Genomic DNA, 13,943 nt, shown 5'->3' with positions numbered 1-13,943 from the left:
GCGCGGGAAGTGAGCGTGGGATCCGCGCCCGATCCGGCAAGGCCGAGGAGGGAGGCGCACCGGGGTTGTGCAGCGACCGACGAGAACGCAGCTGGTCGGGATGCGGGGCCGCGCTCGCGTCGCGCAGGATGGGGAGGCTCGTCCTCGCATCCACCCACTACATTGGGAGCCGTGAGCGAAGCACTCCCTCTCAAGCAGCGCACGAACCGCCTGCCGCGCTCGGCGCGCCGGGCCCAGCTGCTCGACGTCGCGCTCGAGGTCTTCGTGGAGCAGGGCTACCACGCGGCCTCGATGGACGAGATCGCCGAGCGGGCCGGAGTCTCCAAGCCGGTGCTCTACCAACACTTTCCGGGCAAGCTCGACCTCTACCTCGCGCTGCTCGCGACGTCGTGCGACACCGTCATCGCCGGCGTCAAGGACGCGCTCGCCTCCACCACCGACAACCGCGAACGCGTCCAGGCCACGATCGAGCTCTGGTACGACTACGTCGCCGACCAGGGCGCCGCGTTCCGCCTGGTCTTCGAGTCCGACCTCACCAACGACCCGTCCGTCCGCGAGCAGGTCGACCGCGTCATCCACGAGTCCGCCTCGGCGATCGCCGAGGTCATCCATGAGGACACCGGGCTTCCCGCCCCGGCCTCGCACCTGCTCGCCGTCAGCCTCGTCGGCATGGGCCACGTCGGTGCGCGCAACTGGCTGTCCGCCGACTCCCGCCTCAACCGCGAGGAAGCCGTCGAGCTCGCCGCGGGGCTGGCGTGGCGCGGCATCGGCGGCTTCCCCACCACCACAGGAGATGAATGACCATGGAGGTCAAGATCGGCGTCCAGAACGCCGCCCGTGAGCTGTCGGTCGACACCGACGAGAGCCCCGACGACGTGCTGAAGTCGCTCGAGTCGGCGATCAGCGACGAGGCCGTCTTCAGCCTCACCGACGACAAGGGCCGCACCGTGGCCGTCCCTGCCGACAAGGTCGCCTACCTGTACTTCACCGCCGACTCCGGCCGCAAGGTCGGCTTCGGTCTCGTCACCGGCACCTGAACTGTCAAGGCGTGGGGTCGCGGTTGAACAGCCGCTTCGCCCAGACGTAGCTGACGAGAGCGATCCCGATCGACCACGCGATGGCGAGAACGACGTGGTCGCCGACGGGGGTGCCCATCAGCAGCCCGCGCACGGTTTCGATCACCGGCGTGAAGGGCTGGTAGTCGGCGAACCAGCGAATCCCGGTCGGCATCGAGTCGGTGGGGACGAAACCGCTACCGAAGAACGGCAGCAGCATCAAGACCATCGGCGTGTTGCTGGCGGTCTCGACGCTCCCGCTGGCCAGGCCGAGCGCGACCGTCAGCCAGGTGAGAGCGAAGGCGAACATCCCGAGGGCGGCCACGGCCGAGAGCCAGTCGAGCGGGCCGGCGGTTGGTCGGAACCCGAGCAGGAGTGCGACACCGACGACGACCACGAGGGCGATCGCCGTCTGGATCATGGCGCCGAGAACGTGCCCGGTCAGGACCGACACACGGGCGATGTCCAGGGTGCGGAACCGCGCCATGATGCCTTCCGTCATGTCCATGGCCACCGAGATCGCCGTACCCAGCGCGACGCTGGCCACAGTCATCGCCAGGATGCCGGGCGTGATGTAGGCGAGGTACTCCGAACGCCCCGATGACACACCGGCGATGCCGGCGCCCATGGTGCCGCCGAACACGTAGACGAACAGCAGCAGGAACACGATCGGCTGGCCGACCAGCATCAGCGTGAGGGACGGGTAACGCTGCATGTGCCGCAGGTTGCGCCGCAGCATCGTGGACGAGTCCTGGATGGTGTACGAAACAGAGCTCATTGCACGTTCTCCCCAATGTCGGTGTGGTTGGTGTCGGTGTTGTGCCCGGTCAGGGCGAAGAAGACGTCGTCGAGGTCGGGGGCGTGGACTGTGAGGCCGGAGGCCTCCACCGACTCGTCGTCGAGCCGGCCGAACAGCTCGCGCAGTGACGCCACGCTGCCGTCATGCGGAATCGTCTGGATCTGCCCGTCCGCGCGCTCCAGCCGGACATGGCCACCCGGCACGCGCCGCTTGAGCTCGTCCGGCGTTCCCTCGGCCACGATCCGGCCGTGGTCGAGCACGGCGATGCGGTCGGCGAGTTGGTCGGCCTCGTCCAGGTATTGCGTGGTGAGGAACACCGTGACGCCGCCCGCGACGAGATCCCTGACGATGCCCCACATCGTGTGACGGCTGCGTGGGTCGAGGCCCGTGGTCGGTTCGTCGAGGAAGATCACCTGGGGATCGCCCAACAGCGTCATCGCCAGGTCGAGCCGGCGGCGCATGCCACCGGAGTAGGTGCTGGCCGGCTTCGATGCCGCCTCGACGAGGTCGAAGCGGTCGAGCAGCTCGGCGGCACGCTCCCGGCCTTCGGCGCGGCCCAGGTGTTGCAGGTCGGCCATCAGGCGCAGGTTCTCCCGCCCGGTGAGCAGGTTGTCGACCGCCGAGAACTGCCCGGTCAGGCCGATCGCTGCACGGACTGAGTCCGGGTCCCCTGCGAGGTCGTGCCCTGCGACGTGGATCTCACCGTCGTCGGCGCTGATCAGCGTCGAGAGGATGTGGACGATCGTCGTCTTGCCGGCACCGTTGGGGCCAAGCAGCGCGAACACCGTGCCCTCGGCGACATCGAGGTCGATGCCGTCGAGCACGAGGCGGTCGCCATACGCCTTTCGCAGGCCGGTCGTCTTGATCATGAGGTGGCTCCTGTCTGGTGGGGGCGGCTGATGAGGATCTCGCCGACGCTGGTGCGGGCCCGCACTTCGACGACCTCCCTGGAGGCGTCGGGGGCGGTTGAGGACTCGAGGGTGTTTCGCACGGTGCCGCCCGTGGCGTTGGCGTCGATCCAGGCGGCGACGCCCTCAGGGATGCCGACCTCGAGGTCGCCGATGGAGGTCTCGAGGACGACGGAGCCGCGATCGACCTCGCCCAGGCGGACGCTGCCGTTGGCCGACGTGGCGCTGACGTCGGCGTGGGCGTGCTCGATGGCGATGCTGCCGTTGGCCGCCTTGATGCGGACGTCGCGATGCGCCTCGCCGATCCAGGTGTCGCCGTTGGAGTTCTTGATCAGCGCGATGCCCTCGATCTCGCCGATGCGCATTTCGCCGGAGCCGGCCGTGAGCTCGACCTGACCGCTGGCCCGCTCGACCAGCATCTTTCCGGCGCCGGACTTTGCGCTCAGCGTGCCCACCTCGTCCAGCCGGATCTGACCCAGCCCGGTCTTGAGGCGGCAGTCGCCGAGGCGTCCGTCGGCGTCGAAGCTTCCTGCACCAGCCGCTCCGTCCAGATGGGAGCCGGCGGGCAAGGAGATCTCGACGTCGATCGAGCCGCCTCCGCTCCTGCCCAGCCAGGAAAGGCGGAACTTCGGGCCTCGAACGTCGAGCCGGTCGTGCGTGAGCTCGATGCGAGTCTGCTCGGCGGCCCAGACGTCCTCCTCGTTCGAGTCGTCGCTCGGCCGGACGTCGACCGACGTGGTGCCGGTCTCGTGTGCGGTGATCCGCACGGCGCCCATCGCGATGTCGATGCTGGCGTTGATCGGTTGCGGTGTGTCGAAGGTCTTCATGTCATTTCACCCATCCGGAGTAGGACTGTCCGACCCGGCCGCTGCGCGAACGCGGCGCCTGGTCACGATCGCCGTGCGCCACGGCGGAGGCGAGGACGCGAACGAGCCAGGCGTTGACGGACAGCCGCTCGCGTCCAGCTGCCTGCTCGATGCCGGCCTTGAGGTGTTCGGGCAGCCGGAGGTTGATCCGCGCGGTCGTGCCCTCATCGCCCTCTGGCGCAGGTGGCGCAGCGGGCGACATGGGTTCGGCTGGCTCGTCGGTCGGGGCCGGCGTGACGACGAAGTCGGCCTCTCCTGACCGGAGCCGCAGCTCGGCCGAACCGGGCGCAAGCTCGCGCGTGATCTCATCCGCTGCCGCCGTCAACGTGTCGAGCAGCGTGAGGCGGATCGCCGACTCGAGCGGACCGCTCAGTCGTTCGGCGAGCCGGCGCGCCTCGTCGCCGCCCAGCTCGGCTCCCATCACGAACTCGCGCTGGAGGCGTTCGATGTGTGGTGTCAGATCCATGACGCCATGCTGGCACCATTTTGGCACCACGTCAACACCACAATTGCGCCAGAGCAGCGTTCAGCACCGGCAGTAGCCGGTATTCCAACGGAAAGTCGCCGTCAGGCGGCGAGGCCGAGGGCGTCCATGCGCTCGGCATGGGCCTCGGTGAGGCGGGTGAACATTCGGCCGATCGCGGCGAGGTCCATGCCCGGCTGGTCGATGCCACCGACGATCACGGCGCTCAGCGCGTCGCGCTCGGCCACCACCATCTGAGCCTGGCTCAGGGCCTCCCCCATGAGACGGCGACCCCACAGCGCCAGACGGCCCGCCACGCGGTGGTCGGCCGCGATGGCCGCGCGCACCTGCTCGACGACGAACTTGGAGTGCCCGGTGCCACTGAGTGTCTCGAGCACGAGCTCGCGGGTATGGGGGTCGAGGTAGGACGCGACCTCGCGATAGAAGTCGGACGCAAGCCCGTCGCCGACGTAGGCCTTGACCAGGCCCTCGAGCCAGTCGGACGGCGCGGTCTGCCGGTGGAATCGCTCGAACGTCGCGGTGAACGGCGCCATCGCCTCGAACGGGTCCTCGCCCAGCTCCAGGAGGCGGTCGCGCAGCAGCTCGAAGTGCTGGAACTCCGCCACGGCCATGGCCGCCACCTCGACCTTCGTGTGCAGGTCAGGCGCCATCTTGGCGTCGTCGGCGAGTCGTTCGCACGCACTGATCTCGCCGTAGGCGAGCACGCCGAGCAGCTCGACGACGCCCGTCCGGTAGACCGGATCGTCGAACGCCGACGGCTGCGGTGAGTCCTGCTGTGCATCCTTCTGGGCCATGGGATCGCAGCGTAGCGCGAGCGCTGCGTCAAGCGCGGGGGGCGTCGGACGTTACGATGGAGGCAGAAGATACATCTGAGTCCCAAGAATTCGAGAAGACCCTGACTACGTTCAAAGATCTGGGCGTCATGCCCGAGATCGCCGACGCACTTGAAGACGTCGGCATCACCCATCCCTTTCCCATCCAGGAGATGACGCTCTCGGTGGCCCTCATGGGCACCGACCTCATCGGCCAGGCGCGCACCGGCACCGGCAAGACTCTGGCGTTCGCGATCCCCGTCATCCAGCGCGCCGTTGCGCCACACGACCCCGACTACGACGAGCTGGCCGCGCCCGGCAAGCCGCAGGCGCTCATCGTCACCCCCACCCGTGAGCTCACCATCCAGGTGGCCAAGGACATCGACACTGCCTCGGTCAAGCGCGGCACCCGCAACCTCACCATCTATGGCGGTGTGCCGTACGAGCCGCAGCTCGACAAGCTCAAGTCCGGCGTCGACATCGTGGTCGGCACTCCCGGCCGCCTGCTCGATCTCGCCAACCGCGGCGCCCTCGACCTCTCGCACGTCAAGTCGCTGGTGCTCGACGAGGCCGACGAGATGCTCGACCTCGGCTTCCTGCCCGATGTCGAGTCGATCCTCGCCAAGACGCCCGAGCTGCGCCAGACGATGCTGTTCTCGGCCACCATGCCGGGCGCGATCGTCACCCTGGCCCGCACGCACATGCGGCACCCGATGAACATCCGCGCAGAGTCGCCCGACGAGGACCTGCTGCTGCCCACCACGGCGCAGTTCGTCTGGCAGGCGCACGACATGGACAAGCCCGAGGTCGTCGCCCGCATCCTGCAGGCCGACGACGTCGGACGCGTCCTCATCTTCACTCGCACCAAGCGCACCGCGCAGCGCGTCGCCGACGACCTCGTCGACCGTGGCTTCCCGGCCTCCCCGCTGCACGGCGACATGGCCCAGACCGCTCGAGAGAAGGCGCTGCAGCGATTCCGCGACGGCAAGGTCGACACCCTGGTCGCCACCGACGTCGCCGCCCGCGGCATCGACGTCGCCGGCATCACGCACGTGATCAACTACAACTGCCCCGAGGACCACAAGACCTACCTGCACCGCATCGGCCGCACCGGCCGGGCCGGCGCCTCGGGCATCGCGGTCACCTTCGTCGACTGGGCCGACATGACGCGCTGGCAGCTCATCAACAAGGAGCTCGACCTGCCGTTCCCCCAGCCCCAGGAGACGTACTCCACCTCGGAGCACCTCTTCCACGACCTCGGCATCGCCCACGACGTGAAGGGCCGGCTCAAGCCGCCGGCGCCGAAGGAGCCCCGCAGAGATGCGGGCGGTCGCGGCGGTCGCGGCGGTCAGGGCCGGAAGGGTCAAGGTGGCCGCCCCCAGCAGGCGCCAGAGACCAAGAAGACCTCCGAGGGTGGAGCGAGCCGCAACCGGAACCGCAACCGCCGGCGCAACCGCACACGCGGCGGTCAGGCCGTCTCCAAGGCAGACTAGGTACACCTAGGCCGTCACGACGACCTTCGTGCCGACCGGAGCGAACTCCCACAAGGCGAGGGCGTCGTCCCGCCACTGACGAACGCATCCGGCCGAGGTCGGGGTGCCGAGCTGTTTCTTGGTCTGCTCGAGGCGGCCGGCGTTGTCGACCGGCACGGTGTGGAACCCGATCGGAGCCGAGTACCCGGTGGCGAACCGCACGAAGAACTCCATCGATCCGCTGGCGTCGAATGCGGTCGCATGCCGAGTCTTCGACTGCACGGCATACGTTCCGGGGTCGAGGTTGTCGAACTTGCTGCCTGACACCAGATAGGTGCGAACCGCTTGGCCGTCGTCGCCCACGAGCCAGACCCGTTGGGCGGTCTCGGAGAAGACGATGCGCCGACCCTCGCCCGAACCGGGCGGGACCTCGACGGACTCGCGGGCCTCGGCGGCCTTCTCGGCCTTCCGCCGCAGCTCCCTCCTCGCTCCGGCCTTCTCCGCGATGATCGCGGACACCGGCTCCACCAAGGATGTCAGGGAGGCCCGCTCAAAGGTCGTCGTGCCACTCGCCGCGGGGGCGTCGGTGGCCTGCAACTGCGGCACCACACCGACCGCCGCGCCCGCCACCATGAGCGTCACGACCACAGACCCAACCAATGCGCCGATTCGCCGACGACGCGCAGTCCGATGATGGCGGCGGACAGCACGATGCCTACGGGAGTCGTGGGAGGTCACGGGTCGCATTCTAGTGAGGGTCGAGCCGATCGTCCGGTAGTCAGCGGTGCCCGTTGAGGAGGTTCGCCGCCACCTGCCTGTAGGCCTCGGCGCCCTTGTGGTTCTTGTTCGTGCCAAGGATCGATCGGCCGAAGGCCGGCGCCTCCGCGAACCGGATCGTCTTGGGGATCGGTGGCGTGACGATCGGCAGGTCGTAGGTCTCGCGAATCGCACGCATCACGGCCTGGGCGTGGTTGGTGCGCCCGTCGAACATCGTGGGGAGGACGCCGAGGATCTCCAGCTCGGAGTTGATGAACTGCTTCACGTCGTGGACGGTGTCGAGCAGCTGACCGACGCCACGGTGCGACAAGGTCTCGGCCTGGAGCGGCACCAGCACACGTTGCGAGGCCGACAGTGCGCCCACCGTGAGGACTCCCAGGGTGGGAGGGCAGTCGAGCAGGATCCAGTCGTAGTCGTCGGCCACCTTGTCGAGGGCGACCCGCAGGCGCTGCTCACGTCCGGTGCGGTTGACCAGTCCCTCTTCGGCCTGCGCGACGGTGATGTTGCTGGGCAGCAGGTGCGTGCCGTCGTCGGTGACGACGATGGCGTCGTCGGCCTTCTTGGTTCCGAGCAGCACGTCGCCCACGGTGATGTCGACGTCCTCGGGATCGATGCCCAACGAGAAGGTCAGGCCGCCCTGGGGATCGAGGTCGACGAGGAGCACACGCTGGCCCTTCTCGGCGAACGCGGCGCCGAGGGAGGCGACCGTGGTCGTCTTGCCGACGCCGCCCTTCTGGTTCACCACCGCGATCGTCGTCGTCACGGCTCACACGCTACCGCCCGCGGCGGGGTGCCGGACCAGGGCGGCAACGAGCAAAACCACCTCTGGCATGCTTTCGCCATGAGAGGACGCGCACTGATCACCGGAGCCACCGCCGGCATCGGCAACGCCTTCGCCCGCGAGCTGGCCTCCCGAGGGCACGACCTGGTGATCGTCGCACGCAACACGAAGCGGCTCGAACGCGTCGCCGCCGGCCTGCGCGAGAAGTACCACGTCGAGGTCGATGTCATCACCGCAGACCTCGCCACCCACGACGGGCTCCGCGCTGCCGTCAACGCGCTCACCGACACCGCCCGGCCGGTCGACCTGTTGGTCAACAACGCCGGCTCGTCGGTGGCGGAGTGGTTCGGAATCACCAACATCGAGGACGAGGACCACCAGCTCGACCTGATGGTGCGCGCCCCAATGCACCTCATGGACGCCGCGATCAAGGCGATGACCGGCCGCGGCCATGGTGAGATCCTCAACGTCGCCAGCGTCGCGGCGTTCACGCCTCGGGGCACCTACTCCGCGCACAAGGCGTGGATCGTCAATCTCTCGCGCTGGGCCAACTACCACTACGGTGACGCCGGCGTCACCGTGATGGCGCTGTGCCCCGGGTTCGTCCGCACCGAGTTCCACCAGCGCATGGGCATCGACCCGAACAAGTCCGTCCCCCGCTGGATGTGGCTCAACGCCGACAAGGTCGTCAAGGCCGCGCTCGACGACCTCGACAAGCGCAAGGCAGTCTCCGTGCCCACCGTGCGCTACAAGATCCTCGCGACGATCTCGCAGTACGCACCCAAGCCCCTGGTGGCGCGCATGGCCCGGCGGGGTCGTTGAGCACGCCGCGGACCCTCGAGATCCCACAGGGTGTCGAGGCGATCGACGTCGAGACGCCGCGCGGCACGTTCGCCGCGCACGTCGCCCGCATTCCTTCCCCGTCCGGCCACGTGGTCCTGATTCCCGGCTGGACCGGCAGCAAGGAGGACTTCACGCCTCTGCTGCCCGTGCTCGCCGTGGCCGGGTTCGACGCCACCGCCTACGACCAGCGCGGACAGTTCGAGACGCCGGGCGGCGCGAACGCCGACTACACAATTGACGGGTTCGCCACGGATGCGTTGGGGATCGCGTCGGCGTGCAGCGCCGAACCCTCTCATCTGCTCGGCCACTCGTTCGGCGGGCTCGTGGCCCAGCGGGCGGTGACCACCCAGCCGTCGGCGTGGCGCAGCCTGAGCCTGCTCGACACCGGGCCGGGAGCACTCGGCGAGAAGCCGAATCGTCCGCTGCGGATGCTTGTCGACGCCCTTGGCGTCATGCCGATGGTCGACATCCATCGGTTCCGCGAGCAGGCGATCGGCGCGAAGCGCGCACCCGACATCGCCGAGTTCCTCCTGAGGCGCTTCACCTCCAACGACCCGATGTCGCTCAAGGCCATGACGCGGACACTCATTGCCAGCCCTGACCGAATCGCCGAGATCGCCGCACTGCAGCTGCCGGTGTGGGTCGGACGCGGCGCCGAGGATGACGCCTGGCCTCACGACATCCAGGCCGACATGGCGAAGCGCCTCGGGGTGGAGATCCACGTCATCGAGAACGCCGCCCACTCCCCCGCGATCGAGAACACCCAAGGCCTCGCCGACGCCTGGCTGCCTTTCCTGCTCGGCTCATAGGGAGACACGCCCTAGGTCCCGAGCAGTCGCTCGAGCTGGTCGGGGTGCGTCGTGCTCGTACCGAGTCCGAACTCGGGTCCTTTGCCGGTGCCGTGGTAGTCGCTCGACCCGGTGACGACGAGGTCGAGGTCCCCGGCGATCTTCAGAAGGGACTCACGGTCGTCGTCGGTGTGGTCGGCATGGTCGACCTCGAGGCCGTCGAGTCCGAGCTCGACGAGTTCGGCGATGCGCTCGGCCGTGAGCACGGAGTCGCTGCCGCGGGACCACGGGTGGGCCAGCACGGCCTTGCCGCCGGCGGACTTGATGAGGCGGATCGCCTCCTCGGTCGCAGCCGCGTATCGCCCGACGTAGCCGGGCTTGCCGGGGCTCAGATAGTTGTCGAAGGCCTCGCCGCGGTCGGCCACGACGCCCTTGTCGATGAGGACGTCGGCCACGTGCGGACGACCGGTCGCCTCGGCGCCACCGGACTTCGCGACGATCTCCTCCTCGGTGATGTCGATGCCGATGCGCTCGAACGCCGCGACGATCTTGGGCACGCGTCCGTTGCGTCCGTCGAGCACCTTCCCGAGCTCCTTCAGCAGCGGCTCGTCGGTCGGGTCGAAGTCGTATCCGAGCAGGTGGACGCTCTTGTGATCGATGCTGGAGGAGATCTCGATGCCTTTGACGAGCCGGATGCCGATCCGCTCGGCGGCCACCTCGGCCTCGTCCCACCCGACGGTGGTGTCGTGGTCGGTGAGCGCCACGACGTCGAGCCCGGCCGCCTTGGCGTTCTCGACCAGCTCGGTCGGGGTGTCGGTGCCGTCGGAACGGTTGGAGTGGGTGTGGAGGTCGATGCGCACGTGCTCAGGTTACGGGGGAGTTCCACCGCATCATCACGGGCGCCTCGTGGTATTCGCCGAGCACGGATGTCGTGGCGGTGCCGAGCCTGAACAGCCGCCCCTCCTCCACCGGCTGGTCAAGCCACCGGGCAGCGAGCGCAGGCAGCGAATGTCCGTGAGCGAACACCAGGGTGTTGCCGTCGACCTCCCTGGCTCGCCCGACCACGCGGTCGAGACGGTCAGCCACTTCTTGGGCCGACTCGCCCCCCGGGCACGGATGCGTCCAGATCGTCCACCCGGGCACCGACTCCCGGATCTCGGTTGTGGTCATGCCCTCGTAGTCGCCGTAGTCCCACTCGACGAGGTCGTCGTCGACGACCGCGTCGGAGAATCCGGCGAGCCTGGCGGTGTCGTGTGCGCGGCGGCGCGGGCTGGTGAGCACCTGCGCGAAGCTCGTCGAAGCGAGCGCGGGCCCGAGCACCGCGGCTGCTGCCTCACCGTCAGGCGTCAGCGGGAGATCGGTCCGACCGGTGTGCCGGCCGGAGCGGCTCCACTCCGTCTCGCCGTGGCGGACGAGCCAGATCTCGGACATGGGCCGAACCTACTGTCTTCCGCTCCTGAGCGCCGACGTGCATGATCACGGTAGGGCACCGGTCGAGGAGGACTTTCATGAGCGGACCGTTCGTCATCAGGGCCATGTCGAAGATCAACGACGGTCAGGCCGATGCCTACCGACCGCTAGCGCGCGAGATCTGCGAAGCGGTCGAGGAGCAGGAGCCTCGGGTGATCGCCTGCAACATCTGGGTCAGCGAGGAGGAGGACGCTGAAGTCGTCCTGCAGGTGCGCCCGGACGCCGAGTCGCTCGAGAACCACCTGCGGATCCTCGGCGACGTCGTCCGTCGCACGTTCGAGTACACCGAGTTCCTGAGCCTGGAAGTCTACGGGCCACCGAGCGAGCGGATCCGGTAGATGTTCGCCGCCGAGTCGGACGGCGTCTCAGTGACGTTCTACCCCACGCACTGGGGTGGGTTCACCCGGCTCGAGTCAGCCTGAGCCCGTGTTTGCTCTGGGCTCGTCCGGTCCGGGCCAGTTCTTGTCGGGCTGGGGCACCGGCCGGCCGGGCTGTTCGCCGCCGCGTTCCTCGAGGTAGGAGTTCTTGGGCACCATGACCTTCCGGCGGAAGATGCAGACGATCTTGCCGTCCTGGTTGTAGCCGATGGTCTCGACGTGGACGACGCCGCGGTCGTCCTTGCTCTTGCTCTCCCACTTGTCGAGCACAGTGGTCTCGCCGTAGAGCGTGTCGCCATGGAACGTCGGCGCCACGTGACGCAGCGACTCGATCTCCAGGTTCGCGATGGCCTTGCCGGAGATGTCCGGCACGCTCATGCCGAGCAGGATCGAGTAGACGTAGTTGCCGACCACCACGTTGCGACCGAACTGGGTCGTCTCCTCGGCGTAGTTGGAGTCGAGGTGGAGCGGGTGGTGGTTCATCGTCAGCAGGCAGAACATGTGGTCGTCGAACTCGGTGACCGTCTTGCCGGGCCAGTGCTTGTACGAGGCGCCGACCTCGAACTCCTCGTAGCTACGTCCGAATTGCATGACGCCCATCATGGCGCAGGGTGTCAGGCCTCGATACGCCGGGCGGCTTCGCCGCAACACACTCGACCTGGCCGGACGTTCCCCCTACTCGCTGGCGCTCGTGGGAGGTGCCCCGCTCGCAGGGCTCGCTGAGTCCGTCTCAGAACGTCTGGGCGCGACCGGGCATCTTGGCGAGAAGCTCCTGGCCCTGTGCCAGGAGCTTGTGCTCGACGAGCACCTCGTATCGGGTGGCGACGACCTTGGTGACCGAGCTGAAGTCGCGCTGTCCGCGGGTGGCCCAGTAGCCGATGAAGCCCCAGACGATGCCGAACACCACGCCCAGAGCCACGCCACCGAGCACGGTCGTGAGGTAGTTGCCCTCCTGCGCGAAGATGCCGAGCAGCAGGCCGATGAGCAGTCCCAGCCAGGCGCCGGAGGCCGCACCGGCCATCAGCACTCGACTGGTCGTGAGTCGTCCGGTGACACGCTCGACCTGCTTGAGGTCGGTGCCCACGATGAGGCAGTTCTCGACCGGGAACTCCTCGTCGGAGAGATAGTCGACGGCCTTCTGGGCGTCGGCGTAGGCGTCGAAGACGCCGAGCGACTGCGGGAACTGGAGCGAGAAGATCTCAGGCATGCGCCCAGCGTACTGACTGCAATCCCGCTCACCGGGGCCCCAGAACGTTGCTCTGTAGCAACGGTTGCTGTAGAGTAACGGATGTGTCCAGTTCCGCCCTCGACCCGGAAGTCGTTCTCGACGCGCTCGGCGACTCCTCCCGCCGTCGCATCTTGCGTGTGCTGCGCGACGGCGAGGTCACCGTCGGCGAGCTCACCAAACGAGTCCCCGTCGGACGTCCCGCGGTCAGCAAACATCTCGGCATCCTGCATGGCGCCGGGCTCGTGAGCTACGACGCCCGCGGCACGCGTCACCTCTACTCCCTCGCGCCGGAGGGCTATCACGCGGTGCAGACCTGGCTCGTCCAGACCTGGGACACCGTGCTCGACGCTTTCGCCGCCCACGTCGAGGCGGATCGATGACCTCGCGGCTTCCTCCGGTGCGCCGTGAGGTCGAGGTGTCCACCGACCCGTACCGTGCGTTCGAGCTATGGACCAAGCAGATCGGACGCTGGTGGCCCATGGCGTCCCACAGCGTGCACGGGGAGCTGGGCAGCGTCGCCTTCGACGGCAGCCGGCTCATCGAGACCGCTCCGGACGGCACCACGGTCATCTGGGGCACCGTCACCACCTGGGAGCCACCTCATCGGCTCGCCCTCACATGGCACCCGGGACGGGACGCATCAGAAGCCACGTATGTCGAGGTGTGGTTCCACCCGGCCGGTCGGGGACGCACGCGCGTGACCCTCGAGCACACGGGCTGGGAGGTGCTCGCTGAGCCGGAGCAGATCCGCGCGAACTACGAAACCGGCTGGCCGGTCGTGCTGGAGCCGTTCGCGACCGCCGCTCAGGACTTGTAGTCCTCCAGCAGCCGCCGGCCGATGATCATCTTCTGGATTTCGGCCGTGCCCTCGCCGATGAGCAGCATCGGCGCCTCGCGATAGAGCCGCTCGATCTCGTACTCCTTCGAGAAGCCGTAGCCGCCGTGGATGCGGAACGACGCCTCGACGACCTCGGCGCAGTACTCCGACGCGAGGTACTTCGCCATCCCGGCCTCGAGATCGTTGCGCTCGCCGGAGTCCTTCTTGCGCGCGGCCATCACCATCATCTGATGCGCCGCCTCGACCTTGGTCGCCATGTCGGCGAGCCGGAAGAGCACGGCCTGGTGGTCGGCGATCTTCTTGCCGAACGTCTCACGCTGCTGGGCGTAGTCGATGCCGAGCTCGAAGGCCCGCCGCGCGACGCCGCAACCACGCGCTGCGACGTTGACCCGGCCCACCTCGACGCCATCCATCATCTGGTAGAAGCCGCGGCCCGGCTCGCCAC

Annotated in this window: 20 protein-coding genes; 8 read left to right on the top strand and 12 right to left on the bottom strand. The window is 68.3% G+C overall.

Going from position 1 to position 13,943, the window contains the following annotated elements:
* Positions 1-171 precede the first annotated feature (171 nt).
* Together ACRDPN_RS09565 and ACRDPN_RS09560 are read left to right on the top strand one after the other, a co-directional pair.
* The gene (locus tag ACRDPN_RS09565) at positions 172-801 is read left to right on the top strand and encodes a TetR/AcrR family transcriptional regulator (protein ID WP_431447219.1); all 630 of its coding nucleotides are present in this window, start codon (positions 172-174) and stop codon (positions 799-801) included.
* Complete coding sequence (locus ACRDPN_RS09560; RefSeq protein ID WP_431447218.1) at positions 798-1,037, top strand: DUF3107 domain-containing protein; 240 nt, start codon at positions 798-800, stop codon at positions 1,035-1,037. The genes ACRDPN_RS09565 and ACRDPN_RS09560 overlap by 4 nt, the downstream gene beginning before the upstream one ends.
* Before the next feature lie 4 nt (positions 1,038-1,041).
* On the opposite strand, the gene ACRDPN_RS09555 is transcribed toward ACRDPN_RS09560, so the two are convergent.
* The 5 genes from ACRDPN_RS09555 to ACRDPN_RS09535 all read right to left on the bottom strand — a co-directional run bounded on the left by ACRDPN_RS09555 (position 1,042) and on the right by ACRDPN_RS09535 (position 4,906).
* Complete coding sequence (locus ACRDPN_RS09555; protein ID WP_431447217.1) at positions 1,042-1,833, bottom strand: ABC transporter permease; 792 nt, start codon at positions 1,831-1,833, stop codon at positions 1,042-1,044.
* Positions 1,830-2,723 carry an ATP-binding cassette domain-containing protein gene (locus tag ACRDPN_RS09550; RefSeq protein WP_431447216.1) on the bottom strand — a complete coding sequence of 298 codons (894 nt, stop codon included), beginning with the start codon at positions 2,721-2,723 and terminating at the stop codon, positions 1,830-1,832. The genes ACRDPN_RS09555 and ACRDPN_RS09550 overlap by 4 nt, the downstream gene beginning before the upstream one ends.
* Positions 2,720-3,589, bottom strand: coding sequence for a DUF4097 family beta strand repeat-containing protein (locus ACRDPN_RS09545; RefSeq protein WP_431447215.1), 870 nt, complete (start codon positions 3,587-3,589; stop codon positions 2,720-2,722). The genes ACRDPN_RS09550 and ACRDPN_RS09545 overlap by 4 nt, the downstream gene beginning before the upstream one ends.
* A gap of 1 nt (position 3,590) precedes the next feature.
* Complete coding sequence (locus tag ACRDPN_RS09540; protein ID WP_431447214.1) at positions 3,591-4,094, bottom strand: hypothetical protein; 504 nt, start codon at positions 4,092-4,094, stop codon at positions 3,591-3,593.
* 101 nt (positions 4,095-4,195) lie between these two features.
* Positions 4,196-4,906 (bottom strand): ferritin-like fold-containing protein, encoded by a 711-nt coding sequence (locus ACRDPN_RS09535; RefSeq protein ID WP_431447213.1) that lies wholly within the window; start codon positions 4,904-4,906, stop codon positions 4,196-4,198.
* A 128-nt stretch (positions 4,907-5,034) separates the two neighbouring features.
* Between ACRDPN_RS09535 and ACRDPN_RS09530 the strand changes: the two genes are divergently transcribed.
* A complete protein-coding gene (locus ACRDPN_RS09530; protein WP_431447212.1) occupies positions 5,035-6,417 on the top strand; it encodes a DEAD/DEAH box helicase in 1,383 nt (460 codons plus the stop codon).
* A gap of 6 nt (positions 6,418-6,423) precedes the next feature.
* Here ACRDPN_RS09530 and ACRDPN_RS09525 read toward each other — a convergent pair whose 3' ends face one another.
* The gene (locus ACRDPN_RS09525) at positions 6,424-7,044 is read right to left on the bottom strand and encodes a L,D-transpeptidase (RefSeq protein ID WP_431447211.1); all 621 of its coding nucleotides are present in this window, start codon (positions 7,042-7,044) and stop codon (positions 6,424-6,426) included.
* 130 nt (positions 7,045-7,174) lie between these two features.
* A complete protein-coding gene (locus ACRDPN_RS09520; RefSeq protein WP_431447210.1) occupies positions 7,175-7,936 on the bottom strand; it encodes a ParA family protein in 762 nt (253 codons plus the stop codon).
* Positions 7,937-8,014: 78 nt separating this feature from the next.
* Here ACRDPN_RS09520 and ACRDPN_RS09515 point away from each other — a divergent pair, with 78 nt between their 5' ends.
* Together ACRDPN_RS09515 and ACRDPN_RS09510 are read left to right on the top strand one after the other, a co-directional pair.
* On the top strand, positions 8,015-8,776 hold the full coding sequence (locus tag ACRDPN_RS09515) for an SDR family NAD(P)-dependent oxidoreductase (protein WP_431447209.1): 762 nt from the start codon (positions 8,015-8,017) through the stop codon (positions 8,774-8,776).
* Positions 8,773-9,606, top strand: a complete 834-nt coding sequence (locus ACRDPN_RS09510; RefSeq protein ID WP_431447208.1) for an alpha/beta fold hydrolase — start codon at positions 8,773-8,775, stop codon at positions 9,604-9,606. The genes ACRDPN_RS09515 and ACRDPN_RS09510 overlap by 4 nt, the downstream gene beginning before the upstream one ends.
* Before the next feature lie 11 nt (positions 9,607-9,617).
* Here ACRDPN_RS09510 and ACRDPN_RS09505 read toward each other — a convergent pair whose 3' ends face one another.
* Together ACRDPN_RS09505 and ACRDPN_RS09500 are read right to left on the bottom strand one after the other, a co-directional pair.
* Positions 9,618-10,445 carry a PHP domain-containing protein gene (locus ACRDPN_RS09505; protein WP_431447207.1) on the bottom strand — a complete coding sequence of 276 codons (828 nt, stop codon included), beginning with the start codon at positions 10,443-10,445 and terminating at the stop codon, positions 9,618-9,620.
* 4 nt (positions 10,446-10,449) lie between these two features.
* Positions 10,450-11,016: a histidine phosphatase family protein gene (locus tag ACRDPN_RS09500; protein ID WP_431447206.1), complete on the bottom strand. Its 567-nt coding sequence runs from the start codon at positions 11,014-11,016 to the stop codon at positions 10,450-10,452.
* Between the two features lie 77 nt (positions 11,017-11,093).
* Between ACRDPN_RS09500 and ACRDPN_RS09495 the strand changes: the two genes are divergently transcribed.
* On the top strand, positions 11,094-11,393 hold the full coding sequence (locus tag ACRDPN_RS09495; RefSeq protein ID WP_431447205.1) for a hypothetical protein: 300 nt from the start codon (positions 11,094-11,096) through the stop codon (positions 11,391-11,393).
* 75 nt (positions 11,394-11,468) lie between these two features.
* Here ACRDPN_RS09495 and ACRDPN_RS09490 read toward each other — a convergent pair whose 3' ends face one another.
* A complete protein-coding gene (locus ACRDPN_RS09490; protein ID WP_431447204.1) occupies positions 11,469-12,023 on the bottom strand; it encodes a MaoC family dehydratase in 555 nt (184 codons plus the stop codon).
* 139 nt (positions 12,024-12,162) lie between these two features.
* On the bottom strand, positions 12,163-12,639 hold the full coding sequence (locus ACRDPN_RS09485; protein WP_431447203.1) for a general stress protein: 477 nt from the start codon (positions 12,637-12,639) through the stop codon (positions 12,163-12,165).
* Between the two features lie 83 nt (positions 12,640-12,722).
* Here ACRDPN_RS09485 and ACRDPN_RS09480 point away from each other — a divergent pair, with 83 nt between their 5' ends.
* Both ACRDPN_RS09480 and ACRDPN_RS09475 read left to right on the top strand, forming a co-directional pair.
* The gene (locus ACRDPN_RS09480) at positions 12,723-13,040 is read left to right on the top strand and encodes an ArsR/SmtB family transcription factor (protein WP_431447202.1); all 318 of its coding nucleotides are present in this window, start codon (positions 12,723-12,725) and stop codon (positions 13,038-13,040) included.
* The gene (locus ACRDPN_RS09475) at positions 13,037-13,477 is read left to right on the top strand and encodes an SRPBCC domain-containing protein (RefSeq protein WP_431447201.1); all 441 of its coding nucleotides are present in this window, start codon (positions 13,037-13,039) and stop codon (positions 13,475-13,477) included. Before ACRDPN_RS09480 ends, ACRDPN_RS09475 begins: the two co-directional genes overlap by 4 nt.
* On the opposite strand, the gene ACRDPN_RS09470 is transcribed toward ACRDPN_RS09475, so the two are convergent.
* On the bottom strand, positions 13,465-13,943 hold a 479-nt coding region (locus ACRDPN_RS09470; RefSeq protein ID WP_431447200.1), incomplete at its 5' end, for an acyl-CoA dehydrogenase family protein. The two genes, ACRDPN_RS09475 and ACRDPN_RS09470, sit on opposite strands and share 13 nt — an antisense overlap.

The organism is Aeromicrobium sp. (assembly GCF_050700635.1).
Taxonomy (GTDB): domain Bacteria; phylum Actinomycetota; class Actinomycetes; order Propionibacteriales; family Nocardioidaceae; genus Aeromicrobium.
The sequence above is the reverse complement of the archived record's forward strand: the minus strand, read 5'-3'. Positions and strand labels throughout refer to the sequence as shown.

Excerpts from the sequence above, each read along its gene's own strand:
- ACRDPN_RS09540 (WP_431447214.1), bottom strand. The coding sequence starts at position 4,094 with ATGGATCTGACACCACACATCGAACGCCTCCAGCGCGAGTTCGTGATG.
- ACRDPN_RS09545 (WP_431447215.1), bottom strand. The coding sequence starts at position 3,589 with ATGAAGACCTTCGACACACCGCAACCGATCAACGCCAGCATCGACATC.
- ACRDPN_RS09475 (WP_431447201.1), top strand. The coding sequence starts at position 13,037 with ATGACCTCGCGGCTTCCTCCGGTGCGCCGTGAGGTCGAGGTGTCCACC.
- ACRDPN_RS09515 (WP_431447209.1), top strand. The coding sequence starts at position 8,015 with ATGAGAGGACGCGCACTGATCACCGGAGCCACCGCCGGCATCGGCAAC.
- ACRDPN_RS09495 (WP_431447205.1), top strand. The coding sequence starts at position 11,094 with ATGAGCGGACCGTTCGTCATCAGGGCCATGTCGAAGATCAACGACGGT.
- ACRDPN_RS09535 (WP_431447213.1), bottom strand. The coding sequence starts at position 4,906 with ATGGCCCAGAAGGATGCACAGCAGGACTCACCGCAGCCGTCGGCGTTC.
- ACRDPN_RS09555 (WP_431447217.1), bottom strand. The coding sequence starts at position 1,833 with ATGAGCTCTGTTTCGTACACCATCCAGGACTCGTCCACGATGCTGCGG.
- ACRDPN_RS09550 (WP_431447216.1), bottom strand. The coding sequence starts at position 2,723 with ATGATCAAGACGACCGGCCTGCGAAAGGCGTATGGCGACCGCCTCGTG.
- ACRDPN_RS09530 (WP_431447212.1), top strand. The coding sequence starts at position 5,035 with ATGCCCGAGATCGCCGACGCACTTGAAGACGTCGGCATCACCCATCCC.
- ACRDPN_RS09500 (WP_431447206.1), bottom strand. The coding sequence starts at position 11,016 with ATGTCCGAGATCTGGCTCGTCCGCCACGGCGAGACGGAGTGGAGCCGC.
- ACRDPN_RS09485 (WP_431447203.1), bottom strand. The coding sequence starts at position 12,639 with ATGCCTGAGATCTTCTCGCTCCAGTTCCCGCAGTCGCTCGGCGTCTTC.
- ACRDPN_RS09560 (WP_431447218.1), top strand. The coding sequence starts at position 798 with ATGACCATGGAGGTCAAGATCGGCGTCCAGAACGCCGCCCGTGAGCTG.
- ACRDPN_RS09490 (WP_431447204.1), bottom strand. The coding sequence starts at position 12,023 with ATGCAATTCGGACGTAGCTACGAGGAGTTCGAGGTCGGCGCCTCGTAC.